Here is a 16458-nt window from a genome sequence, read left to right as displayed (position 1 = left end):
GGAGCAAAAAAATGGTTGAAACTAAATCTGAGACTAAAACAGTCCGTTTTATAATCACTCGTCAAGATACACCGGATTCAGCTCCTTATGATGAGGAATTCGAATTAGCGTACCGTCCGAATATGAACGTAATTTCCGCCCTAATGGAAATTCGTCGTAATCCAGTAACGGTACAAGGCAAGCACACTACAGCAATCGCATGGGACATGAACTGTCTTGAAGAGGTATGTGGTGCTTGTTCAATGGTTATCAATGGTAAACCAAGACAATCATGTACAGCTCTTATCGATCAATTGGAGCAGCCGGTTCGTCTAGCACCAATGCGTACATTCCCTGTTGTTCGTGACCTGCAAGTCGATCGCAGCCGTATGTTCGACTCATTGAAAAAGGTAAAAGCATGGATTCCAATCGATGGAACGTACAACCTTGGACCAGGACCGCGTATGCCAGAAAAGAAACGTCAATGGGCTTACGAGTTATCTAAATGTATGACTTGCGGTGTATGTTTGGAAGCTTGTCCGAACGTAAACAGCAATTCAGACTTCATGGGGCCACAACCATTATCACAAGTTCGTTTATTCAACGCACATCCAACTGGTGCAATGAACAAAGCTGAACGTTTAAATACGATCATGGGTGATGGAGGACTTGCAAACTGCGGTAACTCACAAAACTGCGTGCAGTCTTGCCCTAAAGGCATTCCATTAACGACTTCGATTGCTGCGTTGAACCGTGATACTACGATCCAACAATTCCGTAACTTCTTCGGCAGTGATGAAGTTTAATCATGAACATGAAAGAACCTGTATCTTATGATATGGGTTCTTTTTTTCATTGTTTTACATACACAGACTTGGTTGGGAATCGAGAGAATCATAAACGATTGATAACTGGGGTTGAAGTGTAAATCCGGCACCAGGCCAACTGTGAAGGATTTGTGAAGTGAGCTTGATAATTCACCCTGCTTTCAATAGAAAATCCTTTTCATTATCGTTGTTTTCTTATAAAATGAGTGAATAGTCATTCAATTCAGAAAGGGTGTGCACAAGTTGGGCAAAATATCATATATCGATAATATTACGGAGTGGATCAATGATTTTTCTTTTAAACATGAGATTAAGATCCGCTTTTCGGAAACTGATATGTTTGGGCACTTGAATAACACGATTCCTTTTACTTATTTTGAGGAAGCTCGGATTGAGTATTTCAACAGTATGGGGTTCATGAAGGATTGGACCTCGGCTGAATGCGGTGAGATGCCGGTTGTTGCCAATTTACAGTGTGATTACCTTAAGCAGATGTTTTTCAATGATCAATTGACAATCCATGTGAAAGCTGACCATATCGGGAATTCTTCAGTGGACCTACACTATATGGGGACTAAACAAGATGGTTCCATTTGTTTAACGGGCAGGGGGACGATTGTACAAGTGTCCAAGGCCACTGGGAAGCCGGTACCTTGGACGGAAGACATGAAGCGTTCTATGCTGTATACTGTGCTGGAACATTCCTAAAAATATTTCCATTTAGACAAGTAAAAGAGTCACTCCATTGCCCCAGCCGACATACTATATCTTGACTAAATAGACACCCACTCCGGGTTTTATGCTGGTGAAGGCAAGGAGGGTAACATTACTTGAAGGAGAACGAATTCACTCATAAGCCATTACTCACCAAAAGAGAAAAAGAAGTATTTGAGTTACTAGTACAAGACAAAACAACAAAAGAAATCGCAGGTGAATTGTTTATTAGCGAAAAAACAGTTCGAAACCATATTTCGAATGCGATGCAGAAGCTTGGAGTTAAAGGACGTTCGCAGGCAGTCATAGAACTCCTTCGTATGGGAGAACTTAAGCTTTAATGTGTTAACTCTTAATACGTAAGCCTTATAAATAATTTCTCTCCCGTTCATTGGCAGCATATAAGGAAGGGCAAAACAATTTGGTTGTTTTGACTTCTTTGGATGCTGCTTATTTTTATGGCGGGGTTTCATTATGATTCCAGTCAATCAATCTTGAAAATCATTTCACTTTCATCCAAAATGGTAGTATGATAAGTTTCATGAAGTGGGGAGCTGTGTTTATGGATGAAGAGAAGCAGGCGGCATATGTAGCCGATATCGAGAAGGAATTGCGCTATGTATCGTCATGGCTTAAGCAAAGGGGAAGAGAAATTCTCCATGATTATAAAATTACCATTCCTCAATTCGTGGCTTTGCAATGGCTTTTTGAATCAGGGGACATGACGATTGGCGAATTGTCCACGAAGATGTTTCTCGCTTTCAGTACAACGACGGACCTGATTGACCGCATGGAGAAACATCAGCTTGTCCAGCGTGTCAGGGATGAAAAGGATCGGCGTGTGGTTCGAATTCACCTTCTTGAAGAAGGCGAACGGATAATCGAAGAAGTGATTAATAAACGGAGGCAGTACTTGAGTGGCGTGTTAGTCAATTTTAACGAATCTGACATCATGTCCCTCAAAGGGATTCTAGTAAAACTACATCAAGAAATGAAAGAAAAATGAGGCGAGTTTTTTGAAACAACCGATAGGCATCATTGATTCAGGAGTAGGCGGCTTGACAGTAGCTAAAGAAGTCATGCGTCAGCTTCCAAATGAAAATATAATTTACTTAGGTGATACAGCAAGATGCCCATATGGGCCGAGGACAAAAAAAGATGTCCAAACCTTCACATGGCAAATGACGAGATTTTTGATGAAGAAGGATATAAAAATGCTGATCATCGCTTGCAATACAGCAACTGCAGCTGTATTGGATGAAATCAGGGCTATACTCCCGATTCCTGTGTTGGGTGTCATACACCCAGGGGCAAGGGCGGCATTGAAAGTTTCTGATTCCTTGCATATTGGAGTTATCGGTACGGAAGGCACGGTAAAAAGCAAAGCTTATGACGATGCACTTGCTTCCATCAATTCCGATGTGAAAGTAGATAGTTTAGCATGCCCGAAATTTGTCCCGATCGTAGAAAGCGGGGAGTTTCAAGGGGGGATCGTCAATCGGGTCGTGGCACAAACCTTGAATCCGTTGAAGAAAACGAAGATCGATACACTGATCCTTGGCTGTACCCATTATCCACTGCTGGGGCCTGTAATCTCTTCTTATATGGGGGATGAAGTACAAGTCATTTCCTCTGGCGAAGAGACGGCCCGGGAGGCAAGTGTCATTTTGGATTACTATAAATTAATCAATAAAAGCAAGCTCCGTCCAGTTCATCGCTTTTATACAACCGGTTCAAGAGATATGTTTGGTTCCATCGCATCGAGCTGGCTCGGTATTCATGCCAATACCATCGAAACAATTAAAATCGATCACTTATAAGACTTCCATTAGGAAGTTTCAGACTGTAGACATACTCGATGAAAATGGAGTTTGTCTGCAGTTTTTTTTGCTTGTACATTTGGCCGTTGATTGGAGCGTGAGGCACTCGTTTTCCCCGCAGGTGGATGAAATGACCCTATCCATCATTCCGATTATACTTGGGGATGGGAGTCGATTGTTCCATTGAGGAAGTCTCCCCAAATCCTAATGAAGCTAAAAAAGATGCATCAGTACAGGCAAATTGCCCAGCTCCATTATCGGAGGGAAAAATAATTGGTCTATTTTCCCCTAGGGCTCGTATAAATAGGAGTACAAACTGTCCTAGGAGTGATTTTATGTCCAATAAATCAAAAGTAACAATGGCTGTGACCATTCTGGCATCTTCTTTTTGGCTTTCAGGCTGCGGATTATTTGGCGGTGAAGAGAAAAAGGAAATTGATCCCCCGAAGGATGTTTCATTAGTCGAGGATGAATCTTCATTAAAAGAAACAGAAACGAATGGTGAGGAAAAGCCAGCGACTGAGGGAGAAGAAGGCGCTGTGGAATCGAAAACGGTGAAGACGGAGTTATATTTAATTGATAAAAGCGGGTATGTGGTTCCACAGACATTGGAACTTCCTAAATCGGAAGCTGTCGCTAAACAAGCCCTTGATTATCTTGTCAATAACGGACCAGTTACGGATAAACTTCCGAATGGGTTCAGGGCCGTCATTCCTGCCGATACCCAAATAAGCGTGAACATTAAAGACGGGGTGGCTGTGGCGGACTTTTCGCCGGAATTCAAAAACTATCAGAAAGAGGATGAACTTAAAATCCTTCAAGCCATCACATGGACCCTGACACAATTCGACTCGGTCGATAAAATCCAAATGAGAATCAATGGGGAAGATATTTCCGAAATGCCGGTCAATGGTACACCGATAGATGAAAATATCTCAAGGTCGTCAGGAATCAATATCGATACGAGTGACGTAGTCGACATTTCCAATACCAAAGCACTGACCGTTTATTATGTAGGCGGTGATGAGGAGTACACTTATTATGTTCCGGTGACGCGCAGGATCAGCGAAACGGTGTCTGATAATGTAACAGCAGTCATTCAGGAATTAACGAAGAGTCCTTCAGGTTCTAACCTGCAAACAGGGTTCATGAGTGATGTAGCTTTACTTGACGAGCCTAAAGTGGCAGAAGGTAAGGTCAGTCTGAATTTTAACGAAAATATCCTTGGAAGCTTTAAAGAGAAAAAGGTATCACAGGAGGTCCTTGATGCCTTGGTCCTTTCCTTGACGGAACAGAAAGGAATTGAAAGCGTTGAAGTGCAAGTGCAGGGCAGCGCAGATGTTCTTAATGAAGAAGGTAAGAAATTATCCGAACCAGTCGTCCGTCCAGAGAAAGTCAACACAGGCAGTTTTTAAATATATGTAGAAATAAAACAATGAGGCAGCTTGCAGCTGCCTCTTATTTTTTTGCCTCCGCCATTGAATGACCACGCTGTTAGAGAGTTGAAAGCTATACAGCCCCGAAGCAATTTCCCGTGTTGTGGGAAAGTTTTTACATAAATAAATTTTTAAAAGGGGAAATTACTTTTAAACATGTAATTAATGGGGGGGTATTATGGATCAAAAGGTCATTCAGGCTTTACACATCTATGTTTTAATCATCATGAATACAGGGTTCATGGTACATGTCCTGCTCCTTCCCAATATCTTATCCGCATCTCAACGCGACGGATGGATAAGTGTCATAATAAGTGTTGTTCCATGTATCGTTTGGACACTATTTATTTTTTATATTTATAAAAAACTAGATAAAGAAGATATAATCTCTTTTCTGAAAAAATGGTCTACACCTTTTGTTACATATATTTTCACGATAGCATTTGGCTTGTACTTTATAATTAACGCATTCATTACCGTTAAATTTACATTGATTTGGGCAAAAGCTAATTATACTCATGACATACCAAACATCGTAGTCGTCAGCCTATTCACTTTTATTTGTATTTTTGCAAGTTATAAAGGAATACGCACCATAAGTACTTTGGCTCTCCTATTTCTTCCGGTCGTCACTATTTTGGGGATATTTGTGGGGCTGGGGAACACGAGTAATAAGAATTACGAATTATTGTTCCCGATATTTGAAAGCGGGTATCGCCATACACTAAATGGAATGCTGTATACGAGTGCAGGATATTTAGAAATCATCGTTTTTTTATTTTTAACTCCTTACTTGAAAAACAAGCTAAAAGCCAAGTGGCTTTTACTGGTTGGTATTATCCTCATGATGCTGACGTTAGGCCCCCTCATGGGAGCGATGGCAGAATTTGGTTCTGTGGAAGCTGTGAAAATGAGGAATCCGGCTTACGAACAGTGGAAGTTGCTAAGATTTGGCTATTATATTACTCGACTCGATTTCCTTTCCATTTTCCAATGGCTTTCAGGTGCCATGATCCGAATAAGTTTATGTTTATTTATAGGCTATAAGTTAATCTCGAATTCAAAACATCAGAAGTGGATCCTGCTTTCACTATATTTGTTAATTGTTATTGGAACGCTAATCCATTGGGATGCTACTTCATTTTTTAATTTTATATACAAATATTTCTTTCCAATAAGCAGTCTGTTTCTTTTTAGTGCTGCAATTATACTGTTATTTATTATTTTTAAAAAGGGAAAAGGAAAAGGTGAAACATTATGAAGAAGGGAAATTTGAATGGTACTCCTTCTTGTATTGACCAAATCCGAAAATGGTTCGAACATTCTTCCGATGTTGTTTTAAGAACAAAAACTTTTGATAATGAAGGTCGTTATTTGTTGGGATTTTTATATGCGCCAAACTTAGTGGATATGCCATTCATCAATGAAGTGATTCTGCCTACAATATCTAAAGCGGTTCAAGAAAATGGCGAATTAACAATTGATCAATTAAGCAATATCATGGAGATCAGTACGCTTAAAAAGGGCTCCGATTTAAAAGACGGAGTAGAAAGCATTCTTTTTTCAGGAGACCTGATCATTATTAATGAATCTTCCAACGAAATTTACTATACCCCATTAGCTAATTCCCCTAAGCGCAGTCCGGAAGAATCCAATATAGAATCTTCCATTCGGGGACCTAGGGATGGATTCGTTGAGAATATAGCGGATAACATGTCTTTAATTCGCCAGAGGTTAAAAACGGCATCACTTAAATGTATAGAATATACAATCGGGAAACGAAGTAAAACTAAAATATTGCTGCTATATATTGATGACATTATCAATCCCTCGATTCTTTTGGATGTTAAAAAACGATTGGATTCATTAAAGGCTGATATCATAGTCAGCAGTTACCAAGTTGAAGAACTCTTATATGATACTCAATTTTCCATTTTCCCCTTAATGGAGTATATCGGTCGACCGGATTATGTTGTTGAATCCTTGAATCAAGGGCGCTTTGCCATCCTGGTAGACGGGAATCCCACAAGCTTGATCGGACCAACGAGTATTAATCAGTTACTTTATGCTGCCGATGACGCACATGCAAGCTTTTTTTACATTAGTTTTATGCGCATCATTCGTGTAGTCTCATTATTTGTAACGGTTACGTTACCGGGATTTTTTATAGCGTTGGTTACCTATCAATTCGATCAAATTCCCTTTTCGCTTCTTGCGACGATTTCAATCACGAGACAGGGATTACCCATACCTGCTTCTTTGGAGGCATTCGTAATGATCATATTATTTGAACTATTTAAGGAAGCCGGTCTTCGCCTGCCAAAAGCTGTTGGTCCGACGGTTTCTGTATTGGGTGGATTGATTATAGGTGATGCAGCGATTCGGGCAGGGCTGACTTCACCCTCCATGCTCGTAGTAATAGCTGTTACAGTTCTCTCAAGCTATACCCTAATCAATCAGAATATCGCTGGGAATATTGTTCTTATAAGGTTATTCATATTTGCATGTTCAGCATTTCTAGGCTTGTTTGGATTCTTCATGGGAATATTTCTTATCTTGATTGTTGTAGTTTCCTTGGAAAGTTTCGGACAGCCTTTTGTGAATCCATTTTCCAAACCAAATAAATCGGACATTTTAAAAGTCTTATTCAAGCTTCCGTATGGGATGTTAAGGCAGCGGAATCAAGCTCTACAATCCAGTGATAATGAATCGCAAAAGGGGTCGGACAAATGAGAAAGCTAATTGCAGTCATGGTAATTGGCTGTCAACTTTTATTGACGACAGGCTGCTGGGGAATGAAGGAAATTCAAGCTCAAACATATGGATCCGCTCTAGGGATCGATTATAAAGAGGGTGAATTCATCTTATACTTTCAAGCATTGAATTTTGCGGATATAGCAAAACAAGAGGGGGCCACAGCATTACAAGAAAAAACTGGTGTTGTCATTGGGAAAGGTAAAGGGGAAAGTATCGAAGAAGCATTTACTGAATTAGAACAAAATGCAGCATTGCCACTTTATATCGGGCATGTTAACTCCTTCATTTTAAGTGAGGATGTAATCAATAAGAAAATGAAGGATTTCATTGAATATGTAGGGAAAGAGCCCTTATTGCGATACAATTCATGGCTGTTTGTTACAAACGAGGATATTAAAAAGGTGTTTAACGGTGATAGTTTCTTTAATCTTCCTAACTTATTCACGATCATTCAAAGGCCAGAGACCGTTATTAATGAAAACTATTTCATTTCCCCGTTAAAATTCAGTGAACTGGTTTCGAAATTTTATCAACCGGTTGGTTCCATTTTAATTCCCTCTATGGTAATAAATGAGCGTCATTACACAGACAGGGGTAAAGAAAAAAAGATACCAACGTTGAATGGCGGTTATGTTTTATCAAAACAACAGTATAAAGGGTTCGTAAGTAAACAAGATTTGACTGGTATGAAATGGGTTGGAAATAAGGCGACTGTCATGTTTTTTTCCCTGAATAAACAAAAGGTAAGTGTTGAAATCATGGACCCCAAAACAAACATCAAAGTATTGGAACAACAGAAGAAACCCTTATATGATTTAGAAGTTAAAGCAAATGGGATATTGAAACAAAATATAGACAACTTGGATATGGAAAAAATCGAAAAAAAGGTAGAAATAAAAATCAAGCAAGATATTTTGAGGACATTGGAGACGGGGGATAAAATCAATACAGACCTTTTTAACATAAGTGAAAAGGCATACAGATACCATGTCAATAAGTGGGATAATAAAATTATTAATTCCTTTGATAAGACTTCAATAAATAACATAAAAGTTAATATCCATATTGAACATAGTGAAAATTACAAACGTTAGTTTATAAGTTTCAGGTTATTGCAGATGAGGGAGTTGTGTTAGACTTAACTTATCTGGAAAATTCAGCGGCTGTTGTTGAACATGATAGGCAGAGTTGAATCCGTCCGTTGGCACTGGAGAAGAAGCGGCTTTTACATATGACGGATGACAGCAAATTCTTTCTCAGCCCCAAAAGAACTCCCGTGCCGATAAAATGAAAAAGGGTGAAATGAAAAATGAAGACAGTAATCATTGCAACGAAAAATAAAGGGAAAGCCAAGGAGTTCGAAAGCTTATTTTCTGCTAAAGGTTATGAAGTCAAAACACTTCTCGATGTACCGGATGCCCCGGATGTGGAGGAAACAGGCACGACCTTTGAAGAAAATGCGATCCTGAAGGCAGAGGCCATTGCCCATCAGCTAGGCCACTTTGTCATTGCTGATGATTCCGGATTGATTGTAGATGCATTGGAGGGCCGTCCGGGCGTATATTCTGCCCGCTATGCTGGAGAGGCCAAGAGTGATGAAGCAAACACGGAAAAAGTCCTCCGCGAACTGGAAGGCGTGCCGAAAGAGGCTAGGACGGCGAGATTTTATTGCGCCTTGGCACTAGCGTCGCCCAACCAGGAAACGATTACGGTATCGGGAACGATGGAAGGCTTTATCACGGAACAGCCTTCAGGAACGAATGGATTTGGTTATGATCCCATCTTTTTTGTAGAGGAACAGGGCAAAACAAACGCTGAATTGACAAAAGAGGAAAAAAACCAAATCAGCCACCGTGCCAACGCATTGAGGGCCCTAGATGAAAAACTTGATCTATTTCTAAAAAGGGAAGAAGGAATGTGACGATGAAAGTGCTAATAATGAGTGACAGTCATGGCTTAACTCATGAAATCAGCATGATTGCCGACCGTCATAAACAAGAGGTCGCCGCCATGATCCATTGCGGTGATTCAGAGTTGGAGAGAAATGACCCTCACATGTCGGAGTTTTTGGCCGTTGGAGGGAATTGCGACTATGATTCGGCATATCCGGATGATATTGTGGAGAATATCTCAGGCAAGCGTTTCTTCGTAACGCATGGACACCTCTATAACATAAATATGACCTTGATGAACCTATCTTATAAAAGTGAAGAGACAGGGGCGGATATTATTTGCTTTGGTCACTCCCATGCTGCAGGCTCAGAGTGGATTGACGGCAAGCTCTTCATCAACCCGGGAAGCATACGGCAGCCGCGGGGACGAAAAGAGAAAACCTATGCCATTTTGGAGATTGGAAATGACCAATTTGAAATCATCTATTATGACCTTGAAGGAAAAATCGTTGAGGATCTAAGAAATGCTTATCAAATGGAATGACTTCATGTATAATGAACAGGAAGCGTTTTTCCCCGCTTCCTGGTTCTTTAAAAAAAGAAAAAACTTTTTTTGAAAAACCGTTGACTTCCTTTTGATATCCTACTATAATAAGAAGTGTCCTAAGGGAACAGTTAAGGTAATACATAAGTTTTACCGCAACTTATATCATAAACGTCTCAGTAGCTCAGCTGGATAGAGCAACGCCCTTCTAAGGCGTCGGTCGGGAGTTCGAATCTCTCCTGGGACACTAACTTAAAAAGCCAAAACCTTCTAAAGGTTTTGGCTTTTTTACTTTTTTGGGTCGTTTAAGCTAACGAGGGTCATTTCGATTTGAATCCTTTTAACCATGAAATTTTTTATTTCATATTTATCGCAGGTGGATGACCATTTATGTCGAACTTGTAATAAATAAGGAGATGTTTAAATGAATAAAGATAGATTATTCAAGTTCATTCAAACTTCCACTCGGGGCAATTTCTTCTCAGTCGAAATAACCGAAGATGGAACAAAAGTGGTCCAATTAGCCAAAGAGTTAGAAAAAGAAGGAAGAATCAAGTTGAGGGAATGTAAACGAAAAGAAAAAGGTGTTTATCTGGAAGGAATACTTAAGTTTGTGCCTAGCTAATACTTAATGAGCTCTGCGAAGGATTTTTAAAAGGAATTTCATAACACATCCTTTGCGACAAAATGGGAATCGTAGTCTGAACAGTGAGGTGAAGGTTGAAAAAATGCATGAACGGTCGAATATTGTGTGGTTTAGGTCGATAAACTGCTCCGGTCTTCATGGTTTTGACTGTAATCCTCACTGGATTGAAGAAAATTTGCAGCGCTCCTGCCGAAACTGGCAGCCGAAACACCAAAAATGCTTGCTTTGATGCGACTTGGCAGACAGGAGCGGATATCTGAAATCAACTCCCGCTTTCTCAAATAAAAACTGTAGGCAAAAATGAACTGCCCCGTAAATGTTAGACACCAAACTAACATTTACGGGGTGTTTTTTATGGCTAATTTTTCTGCCGAACAGAAAATATTCATTGTACGACTTTACCTTGAAGGAAAGCACAGCTATATGGATCTTCAGAAAATATTTGAAGTTTCTTATCAAATGATTCAAGGATGGGTTCGTTTATACCAAATTCAAGGAGCCGATGGATTTAAGAAATCCTATACAAGTTATTCTACGGAGTTTAAAATGGATGTACTTAATTATATGAATGAAACGGGTATATCTTCTTACGACGCAGCCGCAAGGTTTAATATTTCATCTCCAGCGCTAATTCGGACGTGGAGAATAAATGTTAATGCCTATGGATTAGATGCCCTAATTTCTAAGAAAAAGGGGAGACCATCCATGAAAAAAGATATCAATCCATCCAAACAAATTGAAGGTTCGGTTAAAGAGCTTGAAGAACGAATTAAACAACTGGAAATGGAGAATGCGTATTTAAAAAAGTTAAATACTTTAGTTCAAATGCAGGAAAAATTACAACCAAAATCAAAGCGCAAGTAATTTATGAACTAAAGTCCATTTATGAGGTTGTGGCCTTAATTAAAGTCGCTGATATTCCACGTAGCACGTACTATTATTGGGAAAAACGCTTGAATCGAGAAGATAAGTATTCGAAGGTAAAAGCCACTATTCAGTCTATCTATCATGAACATAAAGGACGTTACGGTTATCGTCGTATCACAAAAGAGTTAAAAAAATATGGGTTTTCTCACAATCCAAAGACCATCAACCGCCTCATGAATGAAATGGGCGTAAAATGTTTAGTCCGTATGAAAAAGTATCGTTCATATAAGGGGCGTGTTGGTCGAATTGCCCCCCATATTTTACAACGTGATTTTCAAGCCGAGAAAATGAATCAAAAATGGGTAACAGACGTAACGGAATTTCATTTATTTGGGGAGAAACGTTACTTATCCCCTATCCTTGATTTATGTAATGGTGAAATTATTGCCTACAAAGTGATGAAACGGCCTGTTTATAAACTTGTTGGAGATATGTTAGATGAGGCGATTAAACACCTAAAACCAGAAGATACGGTCATCCTCCATTCGGATCAAGGGTGGCATTATCAAATGAAGAAGTATCAAAAAACCTTAAAAGATTCCCGCATTATACAAAGCATGTCCCGTAAGGGAAATTGTTTAGATAACGCAGTCATGGAAAACTTTTTTGGCTTGTTAAAGTCTGAATTGCTTTATCTCCAAGAGTTTGAAAGTATGGAGCACTTTGAAAAGGAATTAGATGATTATATTCATTACTATAACCACAAACGAATGAAGGTAAAATTAAAAGACCTGAGTCCGATAGAATACCGAACTCAGGTCTTAGAAGCTGCTTAAATTATATGTCTAACTTTATTGGGTCAGATCAAAAGAGTTCTATCTGAATTTTTAAACATAGTTGATTGGGCGGGTGTGCGAGACTCCTGCGGGAATAGCGAGTCCAAGGGAGACCCCACAGGCGCAAGTGCGCCGAGGGCGGACTGCCCGCGGAAAGCGAGTGCCTGGGGCAACGTTCAATTTGTACAAGCTAAAAAACTGTAGGTAAAATCGACTTACATCGAATTTTGTCTACAGCTGAGGCATCCATACTTGGATGTCTTTTTTTCGTTATCAAATTCTATTTAAGGTTTGGAGATTTTTTTTAATGATTTCACGGTTTTTGATTATTGCCGTATTCAATTCTTCGATGGGTGAACTTTTTTCATCCGCTTCACTCAGCTGCATCGATTGTTTTTGTATAAGTGATTCAATCGTATCGCGTAATTCTGGCAGTGAGACCTTGAATTGTTCGGATACATGTTGTAATGCCTTGTGTAAATCGGTGTTATGGATCGGTGGAATCGCCTCGTTTTCCTCTTTCAATAAGATATCCTCCTCTAAAGCTTATTCACGTTTATAAAGCATATTATTGGGGAAATTCGGCTTATTATTCAGGATACCATATCGGCTTAGTGCCATGGGAACCGTAAAATGGAAGGTGGAATCCCTTGTCAGCTTTATGTTATGAAGCCCTCTGACTAAGATGGCCATAATTTGCTGGAGTAATAAAAAAACAGAAAAAACATTGACATGATACAAACAAATCAATATTATGTTTATTATATTATAAACTTTATAGGGAAGTGTTTGTTTAATGAAGGACGCGGAAATGTTTTGGAGCGCATCTCAGGATGAGCTTAAACAAGGGTACATCGAAGTTGAGAATCAATATGTTTGTTTGCTGTGTGGAAATGCAGTTGAAAAGGGGATAGTATACCCGAAAGATGGAGTTCTTTATGAAGCGAAGAGGTATATGCGCATTCATATTGAACATGCACACAGCTCGGTTTTTGAATATTTGATTGATCTCGATAAAAAACTTACAGGTCTCACGGACCATCAAAACCGTCTTCTTCGCCTTTTTTACCAAGGGAAGAATGATGCTGAGGTTCAGGAGGAAATGGGAATTGGCAGTCCTTCCACCATTCGGAACCATCGTTTTGTGTTGAAAGAGAAAGAGCGTCAGGCTAAGTTGTTTTTAGCCCTGATGGAACTTTTGAAAGATAAAGATGAACACGCGCCGGCATTTATCCCGCTTCATCAAAAAGCAAGGATGGTCGATGATCGTTATAACGTTACTGAGGATGAAAAGGTGACTGTACTTAAAAAATACTTCCCTAAAGGCAGTCAGGATGCATTAAAGTCTTTTCCGCCAAAGGAAAAACAAAGGCTGATCATTCTCCGAGAAATTATGAACCGTTTTGAAAATGAGCGGAAATACGAAGAAAAAGAAATCAATCAAATATTGGGTGCCGTTTATCATGATCATGTTCTTTTGAGAAGATACTTAATAGAATATGGATTCTTGGATAGAAAGCCTGATGGGAGCCAATATTGGCTGAAGAAATGATGACTGGGGGCAAGAAAGATGGATCGTAAAAAAGAATTGAAGCAATTGTATAAAGAAACGAAGGTTGAAGCAGGGGTATACCAAATCAGAAATACGGTAAATAATAAGGTCTTTATCGGAAGCACCAGGAATTTAAAGACGTTGAAGGGCAAACAATTTGAATTGGAAGTCGGAACAAACACCAATAAAGAGCTGCAAAGTGAGTGGAACCAATATGGGAAAGATGCTTTTTCTTTTGAGGTACTGGAGGTATTGAAGCCAAAAGAAACAGGATTTTTTGATGCTAAAAGGGAATTGAAAAAACTTGAAGAAAAGTGGATGGAAAAAATACAGCCTTACGAAGAACGGGGATACAATAGAATGAAGCCCGCTGACTTGTAAGTGGCCTTTAGAGATTCTCCTTGATTCCCAGCTCCCGATTTACCTTTGATGCATTCCATTCTTATTTCTTTATGAAAAATAAGGTATTATGGAAACTGATGGTAATATATATATTAGTATTTATGATTAGGAGGTGCTGGGATGGAAAATGGAGATGGATATCTACGGGCGAAAAAAAGGGTTGAAAACCTTAAGGCGTTCTACATTCATTTAATGGTGTATGTATTCGTGAATGTCATGTTGATTGCAATTAACCTATTGACGGATCCCGGTTATTGGTGGTTCCTTTTTCCCCTTGGAGGGTGGGGGATTGGTGTTCTGATACACGGTATTACCATTCTTGCACAAGGAAACTTCGGGTCTGAGTGGGAAGAAAGAAAAATAAAAGAATATATGGAAAAGGATAAAAAGAACGGCTGAATTTGGGCGTGTTCAAAACAGGGAGTCATTTGTGGCTCTTTTTTTGTGGAAAAATAATCGGTGGATCTCACTTGTTGTAAGGTTTTAAATGGTTTAAGCTAGTAATGAGGGACCTATATGAAAAAGGGGGAAACCCTTGGAGGACCTTCACTAAATAATAATTAATCTTAGGAGTTGCGAATGAAAAAATTAGGATGGACCATAACGGGGATAGGGGCAATCCTGGCGCTGGGGGCCTTGCTTTATCCTTTGAATGTTATTGATAAAACTCTATGTATATATTTATTGCTCGGCGGTGCAGGGCTAATGTTTGTCGGGTCAATGTTCAGGGCCTTTTCGCTCCTGAAAAGATGACTGATTTTTACGTTTGATAAAAACGCTCGATTAAGGTGATGACATGGAGAAAAACCAATTGAAATATGCCCAGCAGCATCTGGCTAATGAACGCACCTTCTTGGCGTGGATAAGAACGGTGATTGCAATAGTGGGAGTTGGTTTTCTTGCGACAAGCCTGCATTTTACGATTGGTGTGCATCGGGATGCCCGGATTGACTTGATCAGCATCGTGCTGGGGATGTTTGCGTGTGCATTGGGACTTGTGATTACCGTTCTGGCGACAATCGGTTATCTTCAGAAGAAACGGCAAATCAATGAAGGGACTTTCCAGCCTTCAAGTGCGCACGTAATTCTAATCGCTGTTTTTATGGTCATATTATTATCGATGATCATTTTATATTTTGTTTTCATTTAAAACTGTCCTAACCTGAGTAGGACGGTTTTTTCAGTTTCTGCTATTATATACTTATTCTTACATCATTACGGAAAGATTTCTTCCATTGATTTAATGCCATCAAAAAACGAAAGCTTGAAAAACACTGTATTTCAGGTTATGAAAGAATCATTCAGACTTAGAAAAATTCGAAAAAAACGAGTTTGCCTGTAATTTTACGACAGTTAAAATTTGGGCGTGGATTTCCGATCCAGGCACTCGCTTTCCGAGGGCGGCCTGGGTGCGCCTGCGGAGTCTCGCACCTTCCTCTACAATCAACTTCGTTGTGAAAATCAGATATAAATCATACTACAGGAGTTGAAGGTATTGCTACTTTAGGTCCGTTGGTTTCGTGAGCTCATTTGATGAAAGATACATTTTCCGAACCCCTTCTGTCGACAAACTGAAACAATTAAAACCTTTTTATATTATTAAATACAATGTTGTCCAAGTTAAACATGGTGAAATTTGAAACCGGAAGGGTATATAAGAAGTAAGGAAAAGATCGATCGAATTTTGTCTTTTGGCTTCCTTAAAAAAAATAAACCATCATCGGTTTGTAAATAAACTTCACATGGGCAATGCTAACTTTATAACCCTTGAACGTACTTGCTTTATTCAATTTCATCACGTTTTAAATATTTGTTTAATTTCCTTTTTGTGAGATATGATAAAGAGGAACTAAAAGGAGGTCATCGTGATGGTGGATATCAAAAAAGGTGAAAGTTCTTTTTTTGTCGAAGAATCTGGTGAGAAACTAGCGGAAATTACATTCTTTAAATCAGGTGATGATGAGATCACGGTCGATCATACCGTTGTTTCTGACAAGCTTCGCGGGCAAAAGGTAGGAAACGCCCTTGTTGAAAAGGTCATAGGATTCGCAAGGGAGGAAAACCTGAAAATTGTTCCGGTATGTTCATTCGTTCAAAAACAATTTGAAAAAAATGCAGAATACGAGGATGTATTGGCTAAATGAACCAGAGGGCTGACTTAGGGGATGATTAATATCACCTATGTT

20 protein-coding genes and 1 tRNA gene are annotated in these 16458 nt (G+C 39.4%); 20 read left to right on the top strand and 1 reads right to left on the bottom strand.

Translation table 11 applies throughout. The features are described from left to right. The first annotated feature begins 11 nt into the window (after nucleotides 1-11). The 14 genes from sdhB to MKX49_RS17230 all read left to right on the top strand — a co-directional run bounded on the left by sdhB (nucleotide 12) and on the right by MKX49_RS17230 (nucleotide 12318). Nucleotides 12-785, top strand: a complete 774-nt coding sequence (gene sdhB, locus MKX49_RS17295) for a succinate dehydrogenase iron-sulfur subunit (RefSeq protein WP_048689018.1) — start codon at nucleotides 12-14, stop codon at nucleotides 783-785. Nucleotides 786-1049: 264 nt separating this feature from the next. Then, the gene (locus MKX49_RS17290; RefSeq protein ID WP_057276667.1) at nucleotides 1050-1514 is read left to right on the top strand and encodes an acyl-CoA thioesterase; all 465 of its coding nucleotides are present in this window, start codon (nucleotides 1050-1052) and stop codon (nucleotides 1512-1514) included. A gap of 122 nt (nucleotides 1515-1636) precedes the next feature. After that, nucleotides 1637-1861 carry a helix-turn-helix domain-containing protein gene (locus tag MKX49_RS17285; RefSeq protein ID WP_028392149.1) on the top strand — a complete coding sequence of 75 codons (225 nt, stop codon included), beginning with the start codon at nucleotides 1637-1639 and terminating at the stop codon, nucleotides 1859-1861. A 221-nt stretch (nucleotides 1862-2082) separates the two neighbouring features. Then, nucleotides 2083-2526 carry a MarR family winged helix-turn-helix transcriptional regulator gene (locus MKX49_RS17280; RefSeq protein WP_034308979.1) on the top strand — a complete coding sequence of 148 codons (444 nt, stop codon included), beginning with the start codon at nucleotides 2083-2085 and terminating at the stop codon, nucleotides 2524-2526. A gap of 10 nt (nucleotides 2527-2536) precedes the next feature. Then, nucleotides 2537-3340, top strand: coding sequence for a glutamate racemase (gene racE / locus MKX49_RS17275; RefSeq protein ID WP_048689031.1), 804 nt, complete (start codon nucleotides 2537-2539; stop codon nucleotides 3338-3340). A 335-nt stretch (nucleotides 3341-3675) separates the two neighbouring features. Beyond that, nucleotides 3676-4755, top strand: coding sequence for a GerMN domain-containing protein (locus MKX49_RS17270; RefSeq protein WP_063594348.1), 1080 nt, complete (start codon nucleotides 3676-3678; stop codon nucleotides 4753-4755). 199 nt (nucleotides 4756-4954) lie between these two features. Further along, entirely contained in the window at nucleotides 4955-6037 is a 1083-nt protein-coding gene (locus MKX49_RS17265; protein WP_048689037.1) for a GerAB/ArcD/ProY family transporter, read from the top strand. Then, nucleotides 6034-7509: a spore germination protein gene (locus tag MKX49_RS17260; protein ID WP_340877149.1), complete on the top strand. Its 1476-nt coding sequence runs from the start codon at nucleotides 6034-6036 to the stop codon at nucleotides 7507-7509. The genes MKX49_RS17265 and MKX49_RS17260 overlap by 4 nt, the downstream gene beginning before the upstream one ends. Further along, nucleotides 7506-8627, top strand: coding sequence for a Ger(x)C family spore germination protein (locus MKX49_RS17255; protein WP_340877148.1), 1122 nt, complete (start codon nucleotides 7506-7508; stop codon nucleotides 8625-8627). The genes MKX49_RS17260 and MKX49_RS17255 overlap by 4 nt, the downstream gene beginning before the upstream one ends. Before the next feature lie 215 nt (nucleotides 8628-8842). Beyond that, nucleotides 8843-9454: an XTP/dITP diphosphatase gene (locus tag MKX49_RS17250; RefSeq protein WP_340877147.1), complete on the top strand. Its 612-nt coding sequence runs from the start codon at nucleotides 8843-8845 to the stop codon at nucleotides 9452-9454. 2 nt (nucleotides 9455-9456) lie between these two features. Continuing rightward, complete coding sequence (locus tag MKX49_RS17245) at nucleotides 9457-9969, top strand: metallophosphoesterase (protein WP_340877146.1); 513 nt, start codon at nucleotides 9457-9459, stop codon at nucleotides 9967-9969. A gap of 173 nt (nucleotides 9970-10142) precedes the next feature. Then, a tRNA-Arg gene (locus MKX49_RS17240) sits at nucleotides 10143-10216 on the top strand. Nucleotides 10217-10393: 177 nt separating this feature from the next. Beyond that, the gene (locus MKX49_RS17235) at nucleotides 10394-10594 is read left to right on the top strand and encodes a hypothetical protein (RefSeq protein WP_072273342.1); all 201 of its coding nucleotides are present in this window, start codon (nucleotides 10394-10396) and stop codon (nucleotides 10592-10594) included. Nucleotides 10595-10969: 375 nt separating this feature from the next. Next, a protein-coding gene (locus MKX49_RS17230; RefSeq protein ID WP_340876385.1) for an IS3 family transposase occupies nucleotides 10970-12318 on the top strand; the annotation gives its coding sequence in 2 pieces (ribosomal slippage) (nucleotides 10970-11429 and nucleotides 11429-12318; 1350 coding nt in all). Nucleotides 12319-12591: 273 nt separating this feature from the next. Here the strand turns inward: MKX49_RS17230 and MKX49_RS17225 are convergent. Further along, nucleotides 12592-12843, bottom strand: coding sequence for a hypothetical protein (locus MKX49_RS17225; protein ID WP_048688858.1), 252 nt, complete (start codon nucleotides 12841-12843; stop codon nucleotides 12592-12594). A gap of 271 nt (nucleotides 12844-13114) precedes the next feature. Here MKX49_RS17225 and MKX49_RS17220 point away from each other — a divergent pair, with 271 nt between their 5' ends. The 6 genes from MKX49_RS17220 to MKX49_RS17195 all read left to right on the top strand — a co-directional run bounded on the left by MKX49_RS17220 (nucleotide 13115) and on the right by MKX49_RS17195 (nucleotide 16416). Then, on the top strand, nucleotides 13115-13870 hold the full coding sequence (locus MKX49_RS17220) for a DUF2087 domain-containing protein (protein ID WP_340877144.1): 756 nt from the start codon (nucleotides 13115-13117) through the stop codon (nucleotides 13868-13870). An 18-nt stretch (nucleotides 13871-13888) separates the two neighbouring features. Continuing rightward, nucleotides 13889-14251, top strand: coding sequence for a GIY-YIG nuclease family protein (locus MKX49_RS17215; protein WP_318292926.1), 363 nt, complete (start codon nucleotides 13889-13891; stop codon nucleotides 14249-14251). A 141-nt stretch (nucleotides 14252-14392) separates the two neighbouring features. Continuing rightward, nucleotides 14393-14671 carry a 2TM domain-containing protein gene (locus tag MKX49_RS17210; protein WP_340877143.1) on the top strand — a complete coding sequence of 93 codons (279 nt, stop codon included), beginning with the start codon at nucleotides 14393-14395 and terminating at the stop codon, nucleotides 14669-14671. A gap of 180 nt (nucleotides 14672-14851) precedes the next feature. Then, the gene (locus MKX49_RS17205) at nucleotides 14852-15025 is read left to right on the top strand and encodes a hypothetical protein (protein ID WP_176702870.1); all 174 of its coding nucleotides are present in this window, start codon (nucleotides 14852-14854) and stop codon (nucleotides 15023-15025) included. A gap of 43 nt (nucleotides 15026-15068) precedes the next feature. Next, nucleotides 15069-15422: a YidH family protein gene (locus MKX49_RS17200; RefSeq protein WP_063594338.1), complete on the top strand. Its 354-nt coding sequence runs from the start codon at nucleotides 15069-15071 to the stop codon at nucleotides 15420-15422. 718 nt (nucleotides 15423-16140) lie between these two features. Next, nucleotides 16141-16416: a GNAT family N-acetyltransferase gene (locus MKX49_RS17195; RefSeq protein ID WP_063594337.1), complete on the top strand. Its 276-nt coding sequence runs from the start codon at nucleotides 16141-16143 to the stop codon at nucleotides 16414-16416. Nucleotides 16417-16458: the final 42 nt, after the last annotated feature.

Source organism: Peribacillus sp. FSL M8-0224 (genome assembly GCF_038003055.1).
Taxonomy (GTDB): Bacteria; Bacillota; Bacilli; order Bacillales; family DSM-1321; genus Peribacillus; species Peribacillus frigoritolerans.
This window is presented reverse-complemented; position numbering and strand designations above follow the sequence as displayed.